The 20139-nt window shown below is 63.7% G+C and carries 23 protein-coding genes and 1 tRNA gene; 3 read left to right on the top strand and 21 right to left on the bottom strand.

The window, feature by feature from the left end; all coding sequences use genetic code 11:
• The first annotated feature begins 229 nt into the window (after window positions 1-229).
• Window positions 230-1465, top strand: coding sequence for a radical SAM family protein (locus K678_RS05265; RefSeq protein WP_021131421.1), 1236 nt, complete (start codon window positions 230-232; stop codon window positions 1463-1465).
• 120 nt (window positions 1466-1585) lie between these two features.
• Here the strand turns inward: K678_RS05265 and K678_RS05260 are convergent, their stop codons facing one another.
• The gene (locus tag K678_RS05260; protein WP_039852090.1) at window positions 1586-2341 is read right to left on the bottom strand and encodes a hypothetical protein; all 756 of its coding nucleotides are present in this window, start codon (window positions 2339-2341) and stop codon (window positions 1586-1588) included.
• Between the two features lie 69 nt (window positions 2342-2410).
• Window positions 2411-3112: a pseudouridine synthase gene (locus tag K678_RS05255; protein ID WP_021131419.1), complete on the bottom strand. Its 702-nt coding sequence runs from the start codon at window positions 3110-3112 to the stop codon at window positions 2411-2413.
• Between the two features lie 24 nt (window positions 3113-3136).
• On the opposite strand from K678_RS05255, the gene K678_RS05250 reads away from it, so the two are divergent.
• On the top strand, window positions 3137-4261 hold the full coding sequence (locus K678_RS05250) for a class I SAM-dependent methyltransferase (RefSeq protein ID WP_155804462.1): 1125 nt from the start codon (window positions 3137-3139) through the stop codon (window positions 4259-4261).
• A 5-nt stretch (window positions 4262-4266) separates the two neighbouring features.
• Here K678_RS05250 and K678_RS05245 read toward each other — a convergent pair whose 3' ends face one another.
• From K678_RS05245 to K678_RS05205, 9 genes are all read right to left on the bottom strand, one after another.
• Complete coding sequence (locus K678_RS05245) at window positions 4267-5169, bottom strand: DMT family transporter (protein ID WP_021131417.1); 903 nt, start codon at window positions 5167-5169, stop codon at window positions 4267-4269.
• 114 nt (window positions 5170-5283) lie between these two features.
• A tRNA-Pro gene (locus K678_RS05240) sits at window positions 5284-5360 on the bottom strand.
• Window positions 5361-5523: 163 nt separating this feature from the next.
• Window positions 5524-6174 (bottom strand): MerR family transcriptional regulator, encoded by a 651-nt coding sequence (locus K678_RS05235; RefSeq protein ID WP_021131416.1) that lies wholly within the window; start codon window positions 6172-6174, stop codon window positions 5524-5526.
• Window positions 6174-6491 (bottom strand): integration host factor subunit alpha, encoded by a 318-nt coding sequence (locus tag K678_RS05230; protein WP_021131415.1) that lies wholly within the window; start codon window positions 6489-6491, stop codon window positions 6174-6176. Before K678_RS05230 ends, K678_RS05235 begins: the two co-directional genes overlap by 1 nt.
• Window positions 6492-6614: 123 nt before the next feature.
• A complete protein-coding gene (locus K678_RS05225) occupies window positions 6615-7586 on the bottom strand; it encodes a beta-ketoacyl-ACP synthase III (RefSeq protein WP_196802539.1) in 972 nt (323 codons plus the stop codon).
• 7 nt (window positions 7587-7593) lie between these two features.
• A complete protein-coding gene (gene plsX, locus K678_RS05220; protein ID WP_039852088.1) occupies window positions 7594-8649 on the bottom strand; it encodes a phosphate acyltransferase PlsX in 1056 nt (351 codons plus the stop codon).
• Window positions 8650-8685: 36 nt separating this feature from the next.
• On the bottom strand, window positions 8686-8868 hold the full coding sequence (gene rpmF / locus K678_RS05215; RefSeq protein WP_002729772.1) for a 50S ribosomal protein L32: 183 nt from the start codon (window positions 8866-8868) through the stop codon (window positions 8686-8688).
• Between the two features lie 42 nt (window positions 8869-8910).
• Window positions 8911-9492 carry a YceD family protein gene (locus tag K678_RS05210; RefSeq protein WP_021131412.1) on the bottom strand — a complete coding sequence of 194 codons (582 nt, stop codon included), beginning with the start codon at window positions 9490-9492 and terminating at the stop codon, window positions 8911-8913.
• The gene (locus K678_RS05205) at window positions 9489-10049 is read right to left on the bottom strand and encodes a ubiquinol-cytochrome C chaperone family protein (RefSeq protein ID WP_021131411.1); all 561 of its coding nucleotides are present in this window, start codon (window positions 10047-10049) and stop codon (window positions 9489-9491) included. The genes K678_RS05210 and K678_RS05205 overlap by 4 nt, the downstream gene beginning before the upstream one ends.
• Window positions 10050-10193: 144 nt before the next feature.
• Here K678_RS05205 and K678_RS05200 point away from each other — a divergent pair, with 144 nt between their 5' ends.
• Complete coding sequence (locus tag K678_RS05200; protein WP_021131410.1) at window positions 10194-10649, top strand: outer membrane protein assembly factor BamE; 456 nt, start codon at window positions 10194-10196, stop codon at window positions 10647-10649.
• An 87-nt stretch (window positions 10650-10736) separates the two neighbouring features.
• Here K678_RS05200 and K678_RS05195 read toward each other — a convergent pair whose 3' ends face one another.
• From K678_RS05195 to glyA, 10 genes are all read right to left on the bottom strand, one after another.
• Window positions 10737-12821: a sodium-translocating pyrophosphatase gene (locus K678_RS05195; RefSeq protein ID WP_021131409.1), complete on the bottom strand. Its 2085-nt coding sequence runs from the start codon at window positions 12819-12821 to the stop codon at window positions 10737-10739.
• Window positions 12822-12980: 159 nt separating this feature from the next.
• On the bottom strand, window positions 12981-13448 hold the full coding sequence (locus K678_RS05190; protein WP_021131408.1) for a hypothetical protein: 468 nt from the start codon (window positions 13446-13448) through the stop codon (window positions 12981-12983).
• Between the two features lie 42 nt (window positions 13449-13490).
• Window positions 13491-14492 (bottom strand): thiamine-phosphate kinase, encoded by a 1002-nt coding sequence (gene thiL / locus K678_RS05185; protein ID WP_021131407.1) that lies wholly within the window; start codon window positions 14490-14492, stop codon window positions 13491-13493.
• Window positions 14493-14499: 7 nt separating this feature from the next.
• On the bottom strand, window positions 14500-14967 hold the full coding sequence (gene nusB / locus K678_RS05180) for a transcription antitermination factor NusB (protein ID WP_021131406.1): 468 nt from the start codon (window positions 14965-14967) through the stop codon (window positions 14500-14502).
• Window positions 14967-15416 (bottom strand): 6,7-dimethyl-8-ribityllumazine synthase, encoded by a 450-nt coding sequence (gene ribH / locus K678_RS05175; protein WP_021131405.1) that lies wholly within the window; start codon window positions 15414-15416, stop codon window positions 14967-14969. Before ribH ends, nusB begins: the two co-directional genes overlap by 1 nt.
• Before the next feature lie 36 nt (window positions 15417-15452).
• The gene (gene ribB / locus K678_RS05170; protein ID WP_051185836.1) at window positions 15453-16601 is read right to left on the bottom strand and encodes a 3,4-dihydroxy-2-butanone-4-phosphate synthase; all 1149 of its coding nucleotides are present in this window, start codon (window positions 16599-16601) and stop codon (window positions 15453-15455) included.
• Complete coding sequence (locus tag K678_RS05165) at window positions 16573-17166, bottom strand: riboflavin synthase (protein WP_021131403.1); 594 nt, start codon at window positions 17164-17166, stop codon at window positions 16573-16575. Before K678_RS05165 ends, ribB begins: the two co-directional genes overlap by 29 nt.
• Before the next feature lie 14 nt (window positions 17167-17180).
• On the bottom strand, window positions 17181-18308 hold the full coding sequence (ribD, locus tag K678_RS05160; RefSeq protein WP_021131402.1) for a bifunctional diaminohydroxyphosphoribosylaminopyrimidine deaminase/5-amino-6-(5-phosphoribosylamino)uracil reductase RibD: 1128 nt from the start codon (window positions 18306-18308) through the stop codon (window positions 17181-17183).
• Window positions 18289-18750, bottom strand: a complete 462-nt coding sequence (gene nrdR, locus K678_RS05155) for a transcriptional regulator NrdR (protein WP_021131401.1) — start codon at window positions 18748-18750, stop codon at window positions 18289-18291. Before nrdR ends, ribD begins: the two co-directional genes overlap by 20 nt.
• 60 nt (window positions 18751-18810) lie before the next feature.
• Complete coding sequence (glyA, locus tag K678_RS05150) at window positions 18811-20094, bottom strand: serine hydroxymethyltransferase (RefSeq protein WP_021131400.1); 1284 nt, start codon at window positions 20092-20094, stop codon at window positions 18811-18813.
• Window positions 20095-20139 lie beyond the last annotated feature (45 nt).

Genomic DNA, 20139 nt, shown 5'->3' with positions numbered 1-20139 from the left:
AATATCATATTTACTTCATTCGAGAGGCGAGACTCGAATTATTTTACAGGATACACTTGAGATCGAAGTTTGTCGATATCAACCCACGTTTGCGTAGAACCGGGTCGATCGTGTAATTTCGTCACATTCGGTGTTTTCAACGATTTCCGCCCCGGACCTCCGACATAGGCGTAGGGGATAGAATCCTTCACCTTCGTTCGGCCCGTCGATCCACCATAGAGGCAGACAAATGCCAGAATTCATCAACCTTGAAGATCACGGCAGCGCCCACGATCTGGCCGATTTCTCGCCGATCATGATTGATGACGCCCTGATCGACTCGCTTGGCCTGCCCTATCCGGTTACGGCGGAGGTGCGCCAGGCCTTGCTGGCGGGGTCACAACGCTACCTGAGCCTGTTCGACAATCGCAGCCTGCAACCGGTAACGACCTATCTGGAGGCCGAGACCGATTCCACCGCCGATCTTGAAATCCACAATTACACCAACATCTGCCCGACCAACGTTCTCGAGGTCACGCCCTCGGTTGGCTCCTGCTCGATCGCTTGCCAATATTGCCTTGTCACCGACGGCAACCAATGCACCCAGATCACGGTGTTTACCAATTACACCGACAAGCTCCGCCGTTCGCTTAAGGCGAACCGGGACAAAAACACGTTCTATTATTTCTCGCCCAAGACCGACGCGTTCAGCGAGCCGCATCTGGTGTCGGGGCTGGCCCACGATATCCTGCGGACCTTCATCGACCATTTCGAAGCCTATCCCGACTCGCGTGTCCGGGTGTTCATCTGCTCGAAGGCGGGACTGAAACAGGTCGAATTCACCCATCGCGGCGATTCGATCCTGTCGCTGGCCGGGCAATTGGCGGGGAAGGCGCAGTGGAATGGCAGCATCGGTATCATGCCGCGCTATCTTCGCAACATCCTGGAACCGCATGCCGGCACGATCGAAGACCGGCTGGAGGTGATGATGCGCGCCCGCGATCTTGGGCTGGTGTCGGATTCGGTGCTGTGCCAGCCGCTGATCCTGCCGTTCCTGACCCCGGAAAATGTCGAGGATTACATGGCCTCGCTGGCCAAGGCCGGGGTGATTAACATCAAGCCGGAATTCCTCACCGCCGATCTGGCAAACCTGGCTCTGATCGCCCAATATATCAATTATTTCGACCCGTCCCGCCTGCGCGAGTTCTTTGCCTCCTACCTGATGGAGGAGAATCAGACCCACCTGAAGCAGCGGTCCCGCCTCGCCCCGGAAAAAGCGGTCTGCGTCGAAAAGCTTGAGCTGATCCGCGCCGCGACAGAGCGCCACGGCATCTCGATCAGTATCTGCAACTGGGTCAAACGGGAACTGACGCCCCAGGCGAGTTGGGTCGGCAGCATCGCCCAAGATACCGGATCGGTCGCCAACGGCTATGCCTGCCTGGGCTATTACACCCGGCTGTTCGGCGAGCGGACGGCGGCGCAGTAACCGGATCGCCGGAAACGGGGTCGGCTTCAGACGAGAACGGATCGACCGCAAGATCGGGCCGGATGCAGGGAACGGGGCTTCAGCAACCACGCGAAACCGGCTCCCCGCATCCGCCGACACTCATACCGCAATAGAAAAGCTCTTTCTGGCTTCCAACTCGTCCCGCCACGAATCGTCCGTGATTCCGAGTTCGGCTTTCAGGCTGGTCATTTGGGCGTCGATTTCGCTGTATTGCTTGGCGCGCTCGGCATCAAGAATGACGTTTTGTGCCCGCGCAGTCTTCAGTGTTGCCATGGTCGAGGCATATTGTTCAGGTGTTGAAACCCCTTCTTTTTGCCGGGTGATCGTTCCATCGCCGCGAATATTGTATTGGAACCCCTCCGCGATCAAAATGTAGGTTGAGTCTTTTGGCGGAGGAAACCCGAAATGTCCCCCTTCGCGGGCATTCTGGCGGCCCATCTCCCACACCCGCTTTGCCTCATCCCCGGTAACCGACTGAGCCGGTTCAGGCGATACAGCAATAAACTTCTCAAAAAATTCCACGTAACGCCGCCGACCATCTGCATCGCCATCAAGCCTATTCTTATCTGATTCCAGTTTCATCAGATCAAAGAGCTTGATCCTTCGCTCCATATTTTTCCTCTCCACTTCCAGGTCTTCTTTGGAAGAGATGACATCCACGATGGAGGAAGGGGATGCGACAGGTTTCAGCGTAATATCCGACGGATCTTTGTCCGAAGCGGTGCTGCCGTCGCTGGCCGCCTCCTTGCGTTTGGCCGCGATCTGCGCGGCGAAATCGATGAGGGAGTTGGCACTGTTGGGGATTTGGTCGAGCATGGCATTCTCCATTGATAGCGCCGCGTTCTGCGTCACCATCAAAGCGTGCCACAATCCCCAGAAAAAATCCACCAATGGCCGTCGCCACCCCTGCTTCGAGGCAGGCCGTCACGCCCGGATCACGGCCTCGATCTCGTCGGCGGCAAGAAAACGCCAGCGCCCTTCTTCCAGCCCGTCCAGGGTCAGCCCACCGATCCGGGTCCGCCGCAAAGTCTCGACATGGTTGCCGACCGCAGCGAACATCCGGCGGACCTGATGATAGCGGCCCTCGGTGATGGTGACGCGGGCGGCCTGCTCGCCTGTGGCCTCGAACCCAGCGGGCAGCAGCGGATCGGTCTCCGAGCGCAGCATCAGGGTTCCGCTGGCGAACATTTCGGCCTCGTCGCCGCGTAGCGGGCGGGCCAGCGTCACCTCGTACGTCTTGGCGATGGCGCGGCGGGGCGAAATGACGTGATGGAGGAACTGGCCGTCATCGGTCAGCAGTAACAGCCCCGAACTGTCGCTATCGAGCCGTCCCACCGACGACACCACCGGCTTGCGCAGCAGGAAGCGGTGCGGCAGCAACGAATAAACCGTCAGCCCCGGATCGCTGGTCGAACAGGTATAGCCGCACGGCTTATTCAGCATCAGCACCAGTCCTTGGGGCGGGTCGAGCGGCTCGCCGTCGAGCAGAACATCGCCGTGAGCAACGCGGGCCTCCAGCCCCAGCGGGACACCATCCCGCGTCGTCAGCCTTTCGTCGCGAATCATGGCGCGAACGTCCTTCTGGCTGCCATAGCCAAGATTGGACACCAACTTAATCAGCCGCATTGATCCTCGAATGATGATGGTGCGGTGGCCAAACACGCCACCCGCTGCGGCAAAAGCATAGGTCGTTGCTGCCGCAGCGTCGAGAGGCGACGGCGGGGGTGGACAGACGCGCCGCCGATCCGCTATGCCGGGCCGATGTCCGATGCTCTGAACGCCCTGTTCCACCCTTTCGCCAAGGGTCTCCTGCCCCGCCCCCAACCGGGGCGCGGCGTCTTTCTTCGTGCCGAGGGTCCGCTCGACCCCGACTGGCGCAACGCGCTGCTGTGCGAGCAGAGCTTCAAACCAGCCCACGAGGCGCTGCGGCGCGATGGCTGTACCGTCGTTCCCACCTTCGAAGGCGACGGCTACGATCTTGGCCTCTGTCTGCTGACCAAGCACAAGACCGAGACGCTGGCCAATCTGGGGCGCGCCTGGGCGGCGTTGCGACCGGGCGGCGTTCTCGTCTGTGCCGGTGGCAACGATGTCGGCGCGGGCTCGATCGAACGCGCGCTCAAAACGGCGATCGACGGGGTGTCCTCGCTGTCGAAATCGCATTGCAAGGTGTTCTGGGCCGAACGGGGCGACACGATCCCCCCTGCCCTTGCCGCCTGGGCCGAGGCGGGACAGATGCAACAGGGGACCGAGACCGGCTGTTGGTCGCGCCCCGGCCTCTATAACTGGAACAAGGTCGATGCCGGATCGGCGCTGCTGGTCGAGCATCTTCCCGCCGACCTAACGGGCCGCGTCGCTGATCTGGGGGCTGGATGGGGCTATCTGTCGCTGGCCCTGCTGGCACGGGCACCCAAGATCGCGTCGCTCGATCTGTTCGAGGCAGAGTGGCATGCGGTTGAAGCCGCAAGAGCCAATCTCGCCCATTCGTCCGCCTCGGCCCGGCTCGGCTTTCACTGGCACGACGTCGCCGCCGGGCTGCCGACCGCCGCGTTTGACTGGGTGGTGATGAACCCGCCGTTCCATCAGGGCAAGGCGACCGACATCGATCTCGGCCGCGCCTTCATCACCAACGCCGCCGCCGCCCTGGCCCCCGGCGGGCGGTTGCTGTTCGTCGCCAACCGCCAGCTTCCCTACGAGCCGGTCGTCGCCGCCCATTTCCGCCGCCAGACCACACTGGCCGAAACCGGCCTTTATAAGGTGATCGAGGCTCGGATCTGAGGGGCTTACCCGCCCTTGCGTGAGGTCGACCAGATCCCGACCAGGATCGCGGTAATCCCAACCAGATGGTAGGGCTGGACCGTCTCGCCCAGAAAGGCCACCGCCAGCCCGACGCCGAACACCGGCATCAGATGGATGAACATCCCGGCGCGGACGGCCCCGACCCGGGCCACCCCGATCGTATAAAGCAGATAGGCGATCACCGAGGGGAATACCCCGATATAGCCCAACGCGGCATAAGCCTCGGGCGACCAGTGCGGGACGTGGCCCAGCAGCCGCTCGCCCAGATACAGGACGAACAGGATGGGAATCGCGACGGCGATCTGAATCCCCATCAGGCCGATGCGGTCAAGCTGGGGCGGCACCTTGCGCTGCCACAGGGTATAGAACGCCCACGACACCATCGCGCTGAACACGACAAGATCGCCGATCGAAAAATCCAGCCGGGCCAGACGGGTCCAATCGCCATGCAAGATGATGGTGAGGACTCCGGCAAAGGACAGGATCAGCCCGATTACCTGCCAGCGATGCAGGCTTTGCCCGTAAAACATCGCCCCGAACAGCAGGATCAGAATCGGGATGAAGGAGTTCAGCAGCAAACCGTTCTCGGCAGCGGTCCATTGCAGGCCGAGATAGACGATGGAATTGAAGGCGACGACACCGACCACCGCAAGCCGCAGCACCAGCCAGCGATAGGCCCAATAGACCGGCCAGTCGCGGCGCATCGGTCGCCAAGCCAGCGGCAGAAGGCACAAAAAGGCGATAACCCAGCGCCACAGCGACAGCGTCATCGGCGGCACTTCGCCCCGCATCGCCCGCCCGATGATGAAATTTCCCGCCCAGAACAGCGGCGGCGGAATCAGCAACAACAGGCCGGTGATCTGGGTCTTGGACAGCCCGCGTTCCATATCGTTCCTCTCCGTGCTTGGGGGGACGCCTCTGCCCGCTGCGCTATCGTGGCAAAAGACACGGTCTAGGCAAAAAGAAAGCCGCCCGAAGGCGGCTGTCTTTTTTAGGAAAATTGGTCGGAGCGACAGGATTCGAACCTGCGACCCCCAGTCCCCCAGACTGATGCGCTACCGGGCTGCGCTACGCTCCGACCGTGGCGGGTAAACTCCGCCGAATATTTCGACCAAAGTCGCCAGGGACTTTGGAAGTCTTCCTCGGTGATGGGTCACCGTGGAGAGGGGCGAACTATAGTCAGGCCCCGGGCAGGATGCAAGGGCGTTCTTCACCCTTTTTGACAGAAACTTTGATACGCCTCAGCGGCGATGCAGCAGACCACGAAGGACCTCGAGTTCGGCGAGGATATCAAGCAGGGCAACGCGGGTATCGGCCCCCAGGCCGCGCGCAGGCGGCACAGAGGGGGCAACCGGAGCCGAAGGACGTACCGGGATCGGCGCCGCGACCATCACGCTGGACACCGGAGCCGGGCCGGAGACGGTTCCGGTCGCCGGGGCGCGCGGAGCAACGGTCGAGATGACCGGAGTCGGACGACGTTCCGGAACGACGACAACCGGCAGATCCTCGGCAGGGTCGTCCGCATCCTCGGTCTCGTCATCACGATCGTCATCGGCGGTAAAGGCGAGCGGACGAACACTGGAGGCAGGCGAATCCGACCCGCTGGGGCCGACGCCGCTTTCCTTCAGCAATTTCTGCACACCTTTGATGGTGTAGCCTTCGCGGTAAAGAAGGTCGCGGATGCGCCGCAACAAGGCGACATCCTCGGGCCGGTAATACCGCCGACCGCCGCCCCGCTTTAACGGGCGAACCTGGGGGAACCGCCCCTCCCAGAAGCGCAGGACGTGTTGCGGCACTTCCAGTTCATCAGCCACCTCGCTGATGGTACGGAACGCCGTTTCCGACTTGCCGGAGCGCCGGCCCTGAGACAGATCGCCCTCGTCCTCAGCCATCACTTCGAGCCAGATCCGCCAGCACGGCCGTCATTGATCTGCTTTTTCAAAAGCTGCGACGGCCGGAAGACCAGAACCCTGCGGGGCAGGATCGGCACTTCCTCACCGGTCTTGGGGTTACGTCCGATGCGCTGTCCCTTGGACCGCACAGAGAAGCTGCCAAACGACGAAATCTTGACGGTTTCGCCCCGACCGAGCGCTTCCGCGATTTCATCCAGTACTGCTTCAAGAAGGTCTGCGGACTCGTTGCGAGACAGGCCGACTTCCTGATAGACGGCCTCGCCCAGCTGCGCCCGCGTGATGGTCTTTTCCGTCATGCCGCCCCACGCCCATCCCAGAGCCAAAGATGCGTCAGACCCTAGACCCTTCAGATAAATCCGTCAATATCAGAGGGATGCGTCGCTTGCTTACCGTCGAGGAACAAGGAGAGGACGCCGAGGCTACATCCGCACCAGGGCGGAGCCCCAGGTGAAGCCGCCGCCCATCGCTTCCAGCAGAACCAGCTGGCCGGGACGGATGCGCCCATCGCCGACCGCCTGGGCCAGCGCCAGCGGCACCGACGCCGCCGAGGTGTTGGCGTGCTCGGCCACCGTCATCACCATCCGCTCCATCGGGAAACCGAGCTTGCGCGCGGTGCCTTCGATGATGCGGCGATTGGCCTGATGCGGCACCACCCAATCGATGTCGGCCGCCGTCAGATTATTGGCGGCCAGCGCTTCCTGAACCACCGAGGCCAGATTGACGACGGCGTGACGGAACACCTCGCGGCCTTCCATCCGGACGTGGCCAACCAGGGTCGAGCTAGAGGCACCGCCGTCGACGTAGAGCAGGTCGCTATGACGGCCATCGGAATGAAGATGGGTCGAGAGAATGCCGCGATCGTCCGGGGTTCCCTCCCCTTCACCGGCGCGCAGCACAACGGCACCGGCACCGTCGCCGAACAGAACGCAGGTGGTGCGATCATTCCAGTCGAGGATGCGCGAGAAGGTCTCGGCCCCGATCACCAGGGCGGTCTTGACCTGCCCGGCGCGAATGAAATTATCGGCGACCGTCAGGGCATAGAGAAAGCCGGAGCACACCGCCTGAACGTCGAAGGCGAATCCTCGGGTCAGACCCAGCGCGGCCTGAACCCGGGTGGCGGTGGCGGGAAAGGTGCGGTCGGGCGTCGCGGTGGCGAGAACGATCAAATCGACCTCGTCCGCGTCGATTCCGGCATGGGCCAGCGCGGCCCGTGACGCGGCAATCGCCAGATCGGATGTCAGCTCACCTTCGGCGGCGACGTGACGTTGGCGAATGCCGCTCCGTTCGACGATCCACTCGTCGGACGTCTCGACTCGGGTCGCCAATTCGGCGTTGGTAACGACCCGCGCGGGCAGATACGCCCCGCAGCCGATGATCTGGGAGCGGCGCAGCATCAGTTTAGCGGGTTCCGGCGGCAAGTTGGGGGGACGTAATGTTGGCCGGCTTCAAACGATCGAATTCCTTGCGAATCCGCTCATTATATCCATGGGTCACCAGTTCGACCGCAACACCGATCGCATTGGCGAAGCCAAAGGCGTCGGTGCCGCCATGGCTTTTGACCGCGATGCCGTTCAGGCCCAGGAACATCGCCCCGTTATAGCGGCGGGGATCGGTGCGGACCTTGACCCGGTTCAGGGCGCGACGGGCAAACAGGAAGCCGATTTTGGACATCAGCGAGCTTTTGAACGCTTCCTTCAGGAAGGTCGAATAAAGCTTCACTGTTCCTTCAGCGGTCTTCAGCGAGATATTGCCGCTAAATCCGTCGGTCACCACGACATCGACGGTTCCGGCACAGATATCGTTGCCTTCGACGAAGCCGTAGAAATTGATCGGCAGATGACTCTCGCGCAGGGTCGCCGCCGCCGTCTTGACGACGTCGCTGCCCTTCATGTCCTCGGAGCCGACATTCAACAACCCGATCGCGGGCGTTTCCAGCCCCAGCACGGCGCGGGCATAGACTTCGCCCATCACCGCGAACTCGACCAGATTGTTGGCGTTACAATCGATGTTCGCGCCCAGATCGAGCATCAGGGTTTCACCCCGGATGGTCGGGAACAAGGCGGCGATTGCCGGGCGGTCGATTCCCGGCAATGTCCGCAACACGAACTTCGACACCGCCATCAGCGCGCCGGTGTTGCCAGCGGAAACGACTCCGGCGGCTTCACCTTTTTTGACAGCATCGATGGCCAGCCACATGCTCGACCGCCGCCCCGTCCGCAACACCTGTCCCGGCTTGGCGTCGTTGCTGACGGCCTCGTCGGTATGACGAACCGAACAGACCCCCGCGATCCCGGGATACGGGGCCAAAAGGGGGGCCAGACGGGCTTCGTCGCCAAACAACAGGTAGCGGACGTGGGGCAAACGCTCGTGAGCCATTCGCACCCCTTCCACGACGATTTCAGGGGCAGAGTCGCCCCCCATGGCATCAATGGAAATGGTGACGGGGACGCTCACTGGCCGATGCTCCGCTGCTTAGAGGCTATAGTCGGATCAGGCTTCGGCCTGGACGACCACCTCGCGGCCATCATAATGACCGCAGGCGCTGCAGACATGGTGCGGAAGCTTGGGCTCGCCGCAATTCGGGCACTCAGCACCAACCACGTTGGTCAGGGCGTGATGGGACCGACGCATGTCGCGGCGGGACTTGGAGGTCTTCTTCTTCGGAACAGCCATTTCAATTGCTCACTTCGACCCACGATGGGAAAGGGAGGTTTCTTATCCAAAAACCTCGGCCAGGGCAAGGATTGCTTTCCATTCAGCCTTTTTTTGCTGCAAGGCAGCCAACGCCGAGAATGGGCTTGCCTTTGGTGCTGGTGCGTCATCAGCCCCCGAAGGGGCTTCGAAGGTCGCGCCGGGGGCACGCGGAAACGGGTCGAGCGCCAGCGCCAGATGCTCGGCGACGACTTCGCCCAGATCGATTTTGCCGTCCTCGATCGGGTCGGGCGGATCCTCGCCGTCCCAGATCAGGTCGATTTCGTCTTCCTCGTCCTCGGGAGCCGGACCGAAGGTCAGGCTGAACGGCGCCTCTACGACGGCCGCCAGCGGCACCAACGTCACCACGCAGGTCTGTACCACCTGGGCATGAAGACGCCCCTGGAGCCGCACCAGACCGCGACGGGTGGGGGGATTGATCTCGATCTCGGCGGTCAGGCTGTCGATTGCGACCAGATCGAAGCGCAGGGCCAGGGCGGCCCGCTCGGCCGGGTCGGCTTCCAGCCGGTGGCGGCTGAGCTTTGACGGCAACTGGTCGATCCGGATCGGACGGGAAAATTCGGGAGCGGCTGCGACCGGGATCATTGCGCGGCCTCCGCAAGCGGGGCGAAGCTGACCTGCCCCTCGACCAGTCCGGCACCGGCACCGGCCAGCCACGTGTCCTGCTGACGCAAATAGGCGGCCATCTCCGCGACCACCCCTTCGGCGGGCGCGGGGTCGGCCGCGCCGTAGAGATTACGCTGCAACGCGGAGATCAGTGATTCGTCGCCCTCGCTCAGGCCCTTGTCATAGGCGGCGACGCGGCCATAAAACGCCTGGGCCATCTGTTTGACCCGCTTGCCCACCGCCATGTCACTGACCCCCAGTTCGCGCAGGTTCTGTTCCATATCGGCGAACATCATGTCGAACAGCGCCTGGGAGACCTCCCGCGCCGCCTCGCGCCCGTTGCCCTCGACCCGACCCAAACCGCGCATTACCAGAAAGGCATGCAGCACGATCAGGTCAAAGCGGCCGTCCAGGCTGTCTGGCACCTGCTGGCGAAGATAGAAATCCGGCTGCCGCGCCTGCATGATAATCGCGGTATACAGGCTATGAGCGGCGCGACGGCGACGGCGGCCGTCGAGGAAACGACGAAGCGGCATGGTTGGAGTTCCTGGCATTTAGGACATCACCCCGCCGGCGCGACGTTGGCGACGTCGTTGACAAGGCCAGGAGACGGAGTGCACTCTTCCCCCCCACATTGGCCTCGGAGGCCGTTTCCGTCAATGCTCCGCCGACCTCTGCGCATGAAAAAGCCCCGCCCCGCCCGGTTTGCCCTGGCCACCCTTGCCGTCGTCCTGGCGTCGGGTGCGTGCACCCCGATTGTCGAATTGCGCGGCAACCTGCCGCCGCCCGAACAATTGTCTCAGGTCGTCGTCGGCAAAAGCTCGCGCGATGACGTCCAGTCGCTGCTGGGTACGCCGTCCAACGTCAGCCCGTTCGACGAGGATGCGTGGTACTACGTCTCGACCGTCACCGAACGGGTCTCGTTCTTCGAACCGGACATCAAGGAACGCAAGGTCATCGCCGTGCTGTTCGACCGCAGCGGAACCGTCCGCGCTGTCGACACCAAAGGATTGAGCGACGGCCACGACGTGATTCCGGTCGGACGCGAGACTCCCACCGCGGGACAGGAAATGACGATCCTGAAGCAATTGCTGGGCAATCTCGGCCGCTTCTCGAAGCCGGCGCAGGGGCAGTAGCCGAACCCCGCCTCATCCCGGCAGGTTTCAGACAAACAAAACCCCCGGCCGCGTTGGCGACCGGGGGTCTTTTTCGTTCAATCGAGATCAGCTCGCAACGATCGCCAACAGCAGGATGGCAACGATGTTGATGATCTTGATCATCGGGTTGACCGCCGGACCGGCGGTGTCCTTGTAGGGATCGCCGACAGTGTCGCCGGTGACCGCCGCCTTGTGGGCGTCGGACCCCTTGCCACCATGATGGCCGTCCTCGATGTACTTCTTGGCGTTATCCCAGGCCCCACCGCCCGAGGTCATCGAAATGGCCACGAACAGGCCGGTAACGATGGTACCAAGCAACATCGCGCCCAGCGCGGTGAACGCCGCCTTCTGATTGGCGGCAAACAGGATCACGAAATACAGCACCACCGGCGACAGCACCGGCAGCATGCTGGGAACGATCATTTCCTTGATCGCAGCCTTGGTCAGCAGATCGACAGCGCGGCCGTAATCCGGCTTGCCGGTGCCTTCCATGATCCCGGCGATTTCCTTGAACTGACGACGGACCTCGATCACCACCGAACCGGCGGCGCGACCAACCGCCTGCATGCCGAGCGCCCCGAACAGATAGGGCAGCATGCCGCCAAGGAACAACCCGATCACCACATAGGGGTCTTCAAGGCTGAACTGGACGTTGAGGTTGGGGAAGTAGTGCTTCAGATCCTCGGTATAGGCCGAGAACAGAACCAGCGAGGCCAGACCGGCGGAACCGATCGCATAGCCCTTGGTGACCGCCTTGGTGGTGTTGCCGACGGCGTCGAGCGCGTCGGTGATCTTGCGGACGTCCTTGGGCAGGTTGGCCATTTCGGCGATGCCACCGGCATTGTCGGTGACCGGGCCATAGGCGTCGAGCGCGACAACCATACCGGCCAGGGCCAGCATCGTGGTAGCGGCGATCGAGATGCCGAACAGACCAGCGACCGAGTAAGCGGCGATGATGGCGACCGAAATCACCAGCACCGGAAGCGCGGTGGCTTCCATCGACACGGCCAGACCCTGGATCACGTTGGTACCGTGACCGGTAACCGAGGCCTTGGCGACCGACTGAACCGGACGGAAATCGGTGCCGGTATAATACTCGGTGATCCACACCAGCAGGCCGGTGACGACCAGACCGATGATGGCGCACAGATAGAGCTTGGTGCCGGTGATGATGCCGCCGGTCGAGCTGTAGGTGGCGTCGAAGCCGCCAAAGCCATAGACCAGAACCGCGGCAATCAGCGCCGCCGACAGAATGCCGGTGACGATCAGACCCTTATACAGGGCCTTCATGATTTTGCCCGAGGCGTCGAGCTTCACGAAGAAGGTTCCGACCACCGAGGCGAAGATGCACACGCCACAGATCACCAGCGGAAGCTGCATCATCAGCAGCTTTTCAGCCGGATCGGCAAAGAAGATCGAGCCTAGCAGCATCGTGCCCACCACGGTGACGGCATAGGTCTCGAACAGATCGGCGGCCATACCCGCGCAATCGCCGACATTGTCACCGACATTGTCGGCGATGACGGCGGGGTTGCGGGGATCGTCTTCGGGAATACCGGCCTCGACCTTACCCACCAGGTCGGCACCGACGTCGGCACCCTTGGTGAAAATGCCGCCGCCCAGACGGGCGAAGATCGAAATCAGCGACGCACCGAACGACAGCGCCACCAGCGCCTCGAGCAGCTTGCGCGATTCGATCCCGGCATTTTGCAGGATGGTGTAATACCCGGCGACGCCGATCAGGCCCAGACCGACCACCAGCAGGCCGGTGATCGCACCGGACTTGAAGGCGACGTCAAGAGCCTGCTGCATGCCCCCCGAGCGGGCGGCTTCGGCGGTCCGCACGTTGGCGCGCACCGAAACGTTCATGCCAACATAGCCAGCGGCACCCGACAGCACGGCACCGATGACGAAACCAACCGCCTGATAGGTGCCCAGGTAGTAACCGAGAACGACGGCAACGACCAGACCGACCATGGCGATGGTAGTGTATTGGCGGTTGAGATAAGCGGCGGCACCCTCCTGCACCGCTGCGGCGATCTGCTGCATGCGGTCGGTCCCGGCCGACGCTGCCAGCACGGAGCGTACAGCGTACCCCCCGTACAGCAGCGCCAGGACGCCACATGCGATCACAAATAGGTTGATGTTCATTTGGCTTGAATCCCCCTGATGAAGCCGACGGCGCCGGATATCCCAGTCACGGGCGATCGGGGGCCAGTGCGTCAGGAGCCGCGCCGCAAGCCTGTAAGACCCTGCCAGAAGAGCCAGAGTGATGCAATAAGTTGCTGAAATCGGCTGATCAAAGACAGACTATTTCAGGCTGGGATTCTCGATGACAACCCGGCGCAAATATCCCGGACCCAAGGTACGGTCGGCGACGATCATCAACCTGCGGCTGATGGCCTGGGTATCGAGCGGCTGGTCGGGCTGCACGTTGGTACCAAGGAAGTTGATCATATCTTCTAGAAACGCGTTCTGAAGCCGGGGCAGATTACGGGCGACGATATCCTTGTTGCGCGCCTCGACCTCCAGCCGGACGATCATCTCGGCCTGCTTGCGCACTTCGTGATTCTGGATCACCGGCACCATCAGCAGCCCGAAATCGACATAAGAGGGCGGCGTGGGCGGCGGTGGTGGCGGCGGGGCTTCGTCGTGATGCGACAGCGGATTATCGATCCCCAGCTTGGCCAGTGGATCGATCCCCCAGAAATACAGACCGCCGACGACACCTGCGAGAATCAGCAGCAGAGAGATCACGATGAAAATCACTCGGATCACTCGAGGTATCCTCCACGGTCCGAATTGGCGCGGCCCATTTTGTTACGAACCGGCGCGAAAATGCCGCCAGCCGCCCTGGGCGGCATCAAGCGGTTCACCATCGGGACCGATCGTTACCACGCCCGTTCCGGCGACGATCGCGCCGATCCGGGTCAGTGGCAGGCCAAGCGCGGCGGCCAGCGCCTGAACGTCCGTCACTGCCCCAGGCGGAGCGGTGAACAGCACTTCGTAATCATCCCCCCCACTCAGCAGACTAGCAAGCGTTACGAGACCGGAATCGACAGCCCGTCCCGCCGCCTCCGACAGCGGCACCCGACCGGCCTCGATCCTGGCCCCGACGCCGGAGGCGCGGCAAAGATGGCCGAGATCCTGAATCAGTCCGTCCGACACATCCATCGAGGCCCCGGCCAGTCCGATCAGGCGCGGCCCCAAGGTGACGCGGGGACGCGGCAAACGATAACGGTCGGCAAGAAACGCGATGTCGTCGGGAGCCAGCCGTCCGTCCAGATCGCCTTGTGCCGCGCGCAGGCCCAGCGCTCCATCGCCGATCGTCCCCGAGACCCAGAGATCGTCGCCGACCGAGGCCCCCGAGCGGGCCAGCCCCTGCCCCGCCGCCACCCGCCCGATCGCGGTCAGCGACAGAGTCAGCGGCCCCGGGGTGGCGACGGTATCGCCCCCGATCAGGACGGTGCCAAAGCTCGTCAGATCCTCGCCCAGGCCCGCCGCGAAAGCGCGCAGCCATGCGGCGGTAACGTCGCGGGGAAAGGCGGCGGCCAGCAGCAAGGCCACCGGCTCCGCTCCCTTGGCGGCGAGATCGGACAGATTGACCCGCACCAGCTTGCGGGCGATCAGATCGGGCGGGTCGTCGGGAAGGAAATGCACCCCGGCGACCATCGCATCGACAGTCAAAACGGTGTCGGTCCCCGGCAGGGCGGCGAGGAACGCGGCATCGTCACGCAAGCCCCGCGCCGCCGGATGTCCTCCGGTCAGCGGCACGAACAAGTCGGCGATCAGGGCGAATTCGTCAACTGGCGCGTCGGCCACCGTCGCCTCAGCCCCCCCGGCCCATCTCTCCGGGGCGGATCGCCTGACCCATCCGGTCGAGCACCGCATTCACCAAACCCGGTTCGGGGCCGGAATAAAATGCGTGGGCGACATCGACCCATTCCGAGATGCACACCCGCGCCGGGGTCTGCGGACGGGCTTCCAGTTCCCAGGCTCCGGCCCGCAGGATCGCCCGCAGCACCGCTTCCAGCCGTTCGACCGTCCAATCGCCGGACAGAGCCGCGCCGATGCGCTGATCCAGGGGGGCGGTGTCGGCGGAAACGCCACGGACGATCCGGCCCAGCAGCGACGAATCCGGTTCGGCGATCGGACCGCGCTTGGCCTCGGCGCGGCGCTCGCGATCATCGACCAGCGCCTGTTCGGCCGTGGTCGCCGTCATCTCCATCTGATACAGCACCTGCACCGCGACAAGGCGGGCGGCACTGCGGCGAGCGACCGAGGGATTGACTGTCATTATGCCAACCCCAGCTCGCGCTTGATCGCCAACATACGCAGGCAGGCCCGACCGGCCTGACCGCCCAGATTCTTGCGCTTGGGATCGGCGCGGTTCAGCGCCTGCGCCTCGTCGTGACAGGTCAGGACGCCATTGCCGAACGCCAGCCGGTGGGCAACCGACAGATCGGCCAACCCGCGCATGCATTCGGTTCCGACATGATGGTAATGGTCGGTTTCGCCGCGGATGGCGCAGCCCAAGGCGACAAAGCCGTCATAGCGGGCGGCATCGGTGCCGTTGGCGGCGGCGGCCAGAACCAGATTCAACGCGCCGGGCAGTTCGAAGATGCCAGGAACGGTCAACAGATCGTGGCTGGCACCGGCGGCGTCCAGCGCCTCGCGCGCACCGGCCAACAGGCCGTCGGCGATATGGTCGTAGAAACGGGCCTCGATAATCAGAATGCGGGCCATGCGGTCCTCCTTGTCGTTAGCCTCGGTCGGCTATCCTCAGCCGATCGAGATCGGCCGCTGTTCGACCACCTTCAGGCCGTATCCGTCCAGCCCGACGATGCAGCGGCGGGTGTTGGACAGCAGAATCATTTCGTGGACGCCAAGGTCGAGCAGGATCTGAGCGCCAACGCCGTAATCGCGCAATTCCGGCGCGGGCTGGCGGCCTTCAAGCTGAGCGCGAATCCGCTCGGACAGGCTGTTCGGGCGCGGCTCGCGCACCAGAACCACCGCGCCGCTGCCGTGCGCCGCAATCATTTCCATTGCGGAATGAAGCTCGCCTGCCTTGCCCGACCCCTGGTCTCCCAGCACGTCGTCCAGCACGTTGACGGCATGGACCCGCACCATCACCGGACGGTCGGGAACGATGTCGCCTTTGACCAGGGCGATATGTTCGGCGTAATCGACGGTGTTGACGTAAACCAGCATCCGCCAGTCGCCGCCCCAGGTCGAGTGGAACGGGGATTCGAGCGACCGCTCGACGGTGCGTTCATTCCGGCGGCGATAGGAAATCAGGTCGGCGATGGTGCCGATCCGCACGCCGTGGAACTGAGCGAACTGCACCAGATCGGGCAGACGCGCCATCGTGCCGTCGTCGTTCATGATCTCGCAGATCACCCCGGCGGGGTTCAGCCCGGCCAGACGCGAGATATCGACCGCCGCCTCGGTATGCCCGGCGCGGACCAGAACGCCACCCTCGCGCGCCACCAGCGGGAAGATGTGGCCGGGGGAAACGATGTCGCCCGCCCCCAGCGCCGGATCGATCGCCACCTCGATGGTGCGGGCGCGGTCGGCGGCGGAAATGCCGGTGGTGACCCCGTCGCGCGCCTCGATCGAGACGGTGAAGGCGGTCTGAAGCCGCGAGCGGTTGTCCGAATTCATCAGCTTGAGGCCGAGATGGTCGATCCGCTCGCGCGTCATCGCCAGACAGACCAGCCCACGGCAATGCTTCACCATGAAATTGATCGAATCGGCGGTGGCGAATTGCGCCGGAATGATCAGATCGCCTTCGTTCTCGCGATCCTCATCATCGATCAGAATGAACATCCGGCCTTGCCGAGCATCCTCGACAATGTCCTCGATGCTCGACAGATAATCTCTATATGCCGAAACCACGGAGCTATTCCCTTTGCAGCAGGCGCGCAACATAGCGCGCAAGCATGTCGATTTCCAGATTGACCGTATCCCCGGGCCGGTACAGGCCAAAGGTGGTCACGGATTGGGTATGCGGGATGATATTGACCCCGAAGCGGTCGCCTTCAACCTCGTTGACGGTCAGCGAGACGCCATCGAGCGCCACCGACCCCTTGGGCGCGACGAAATGCGACAGCGCCGCCGGGGTCTCGAACACAAAGCGCATCGACTGGCCGTCCGGGCGCATCTCGGCGACACGGGCAACGCCGTCGACATGGCCCGACACGATGTGGCCGCCCATTTCGTCGCCCATCCGCAGCGAACGTTCGAGATTGACCCGGCTGCCGGTGACCCAGCCGCCCAGGGTGGTCTTCGACAGAGTTTCCCCCGAAACCTCGACGGCATGCCAGCCCGGTCCGGTTTCGACCACGGTCAGACAGACGCCGTTATGAGCGATCGAAGCGCCGATGGCGATGCCTGCGGGATCAAAGCCGCTGGAAATCTCGAAACGGGTCTCGCGGCCCTCGCCGCGAACCACCCGCTTCACCTCGCCAAGCGCGGTGACGATGCCGGTGAACATGGGTCCGTCCTCTGTTAGATGCGGGAATAGGTTTCCATCACGTCGTCGCCGACCGTGCTGATATCAACCCGGCCAAAACGCGGCGTTTGCGACAGGCGGTCAATGCCAAAGCCGACCAGGGCGGCCAGACCGTCGCCACCGATCATCCGGGCGGCTCGGAACCAGATCAAGCGGTCAACCAGATCGGCCCGGAGCAGCGCGGCGGCCAGGTGAGCGCCACCCTCCACCAGGATCCGGGTCAACCCGGCCGAGCCCAGCGCCGTCAGCGCCGCGACCGGATCGACCGCGCCATCGGGGCCGGGCGGGCATTCGAACAACTCGATCCCGGCGGCGGCAAAAGCCCGAGCGCGGTTGCGGTCGCCTCCGGCCAGGGTCACCACCCAGGTGGGGATATCTTCGGCGGTGGCGGCAAGACGATGAGTCAGCGGCATCCGCAGGCGGCCATCGAACACGATCCGCACCGGAGAGCGCGCGCCCAAGCCGGGCAGACGGCAGGTCAGTTCGGGATCGTCGGCAAGCGCGGTCCCGCTGCCGATCATCACCGCGTCGTTCTCGGCCCGCAGAAGATGGGCATGGGCGCGGGCGGCGGGGCCGGTGATCCAGCGGCTTTCGCCGGTATGGGTGGCGATGCGGCCGTCCAATGTGCTGGCCAGCTTAAGCGTCACCAGCGGCCGCCCCTGCTCGATCCGGGACAGGAACCCGGCATTGAGATCGCGAGCCTCGGCCTCCAGCACGCCTTCGACCACACTCACTCCGGCGCGGCGCAGGATCTCGACGCCACGACCCGACACGCGGGGATCGGGATCGCGCAGGGCCGACACCACCCGGACGATCCCGGCCGCGATCAGCGCCTCGGCACAGGGCGGGGTCTTGCCATGATGAGCACAGGGTTCCAGGGTGACATAAGCGGTGGCGCCGCGCGCCGCGTCGCCCGCCATTGCCAGCGCCTCGGTTTCGGCATGGGGGCGTCCCCCGGCGGCGGTACAGCCGCGTCCGACGACACGCCCGGCAGCGACAATGACGCAGCCGACGGCAGGGTTGGGCCATACTTCGCCGAGACCGCGCCGGGCCAGGGCCAGCGCGGCACGCATATGGGCACGATCGGTCTCGGCCCGATTGGGCTCAGTCGGCGGGTGGGCCAATCATCTTCCCCAGGAATTCCTCGAAGTCCTTGGCTTCGCGGAAATTGCGGTACACCGAGGCGTAACGGACATAGGCGACCTTGTCGAGGTCCATCAGCACCTCCATCACCAGTTCGCCGATGAATTTGGAGGGGACTTCGTTCTCGCCGATGCTTTCCAGGCGGCGGTGGATGCCGTTGACGATCCGCTCGATCTGATCTTCTTCGACCGGACGCTTGCGCAACGCGATTCCGATCGAGCGCAGCAGCTTGTCGCGATCGAAAGGAACCCGGTCGCCATCCTTTTTCACCACCACCAGATCGCGGATCTGCACCCGCTCGAAGGTGGTGAAGCGCGACCCGCAGGCCGGACAGGACCGGCGGCGGCGAATCGCCGAATTATCCTCGGTTGGGCGGGAATCCTTTACCTGAGTATCGTCGTGTCCACAAAACGGGCAACGCATGGGATTCTCCGCGCAAGGCGGGGCGGGGACCGGACGGCCCCCGCCCGAAGTCAGGACAGATTAGCTGTAGATCGGGAAACGGCGGCACAGCGCGGTCACTTCGGCACGGGCACGGGCCTCGGCTTCCGCGTTGTTGTCGGGGTTCTGCACCAGACCGTCGAGCACGTCGCCGATCAATTCGCCGACCTGACGGAATTCCTCGACGCCGAACCCACGGGTGGTCGCCGCCGGGGTACCGAGCCGCACACCGGAGGTGATCGTCGGCTTTTCCGGGTCGAAGGGAATGCCGTTCTTGTTGCAGGTCATCCCCGCCCGCTCCAGGCTGGCCTCGGCCGCCTTGCCGGTCAGCTTCTTCGGACGCAGATCGACCAGCATCAGGTGCGAATCGGTGCCGCCAGAAACGATATCGAGGCCACGACGAACCAGGGTGTCGGCCAGCACGCGGGCATTGTCGACAACCTGACGGGCGTACAGCTTGAACTCGGGGGTCAGCGCCTCGCCGAACGCAACCGCCTTACCGGCGATCACATGCATCAACGGGCCGCCCTGGATGCCCGGGAAGATCGCCGAATTGATCTTCTTGCCCAGATCGGCATCGTTGGACAGGATCATGCCGCCACGCGGACCGCGCAGGGTCTTGTGGGTGGTGGTGGTGACGACGTGGGCGTGGGGCAGCGGGTTCGGATAGACGCCACCGGCAACCAGACCGGCGAAGTGAGCCATATCGACCATGAAATAGGCCCCGACCTCGTCGGCGATGGCGCGGAAGCGGGCGAAGTCGATCTCACGCGGATAGGCCGAACCACCGGCGATGATCAGCTTGGGGCGATGGGTGCGGGCCAGCGCCTCGACCTCGGAATAATCGATCTGGGCGTCCTGCTGGCGCACGCCGTACTGCACCGCCTTGAACCACTTGCCCGACTGGTTGGGACCGGCGCCGTGGGTGAGGTGACCGCCGGCATCCAGCGACATTCCCATGATGGTATCGCCCGGCTGGGTCAGAGCCATGAACACGCCCTGATTGGCCTGCGAGCCGGAATTGGGCTGGACGTTGGCATAGGTGCAGCCGAACAGAGCACAGGCGCGTTCGATCGCCAGACGCTCGACGACATCGACGAACTCACAGCCGCCGTAATACCGCTTGCCGGGATAGCCTTCGGCGTACTTGTTGGTCAGGACGGTGCCCTGAGCCTCAAGCACGGCCCGGGAAACGATGTTTTCCGAGGCGATCAGTTCGATCTGGCCCTGCTGACGCTCAAGCTCGTGAGCGACGGCGGCGGCGATATCGGGATCGCGGCTGGCCAGAGAAGCGGAAAAGAAAGCGGAGGGGGAAAGGCTGGACATCGGATCTCTTTCGAGCAGAAGGAGGTTTGAACACGGGAACGAACG

The sequence above is a fragment of the Magnetospirillum fulvum MGU-K5 genome, from assembly GCF_000442515.1.
Taxonomy (GTDB): Bacteria; Pseudomonadota; Alphaproteobacteria; order Rhodospirillales; family Magnetospirillaceae; genus Phaeospirillum; species Phaeospirillum fulvum_B.
The sequence above is the reverse complement of the archived record's forward strand: the minus strand, read 5'-3'. Positions and strand labels throughout refer to the sequence as shown.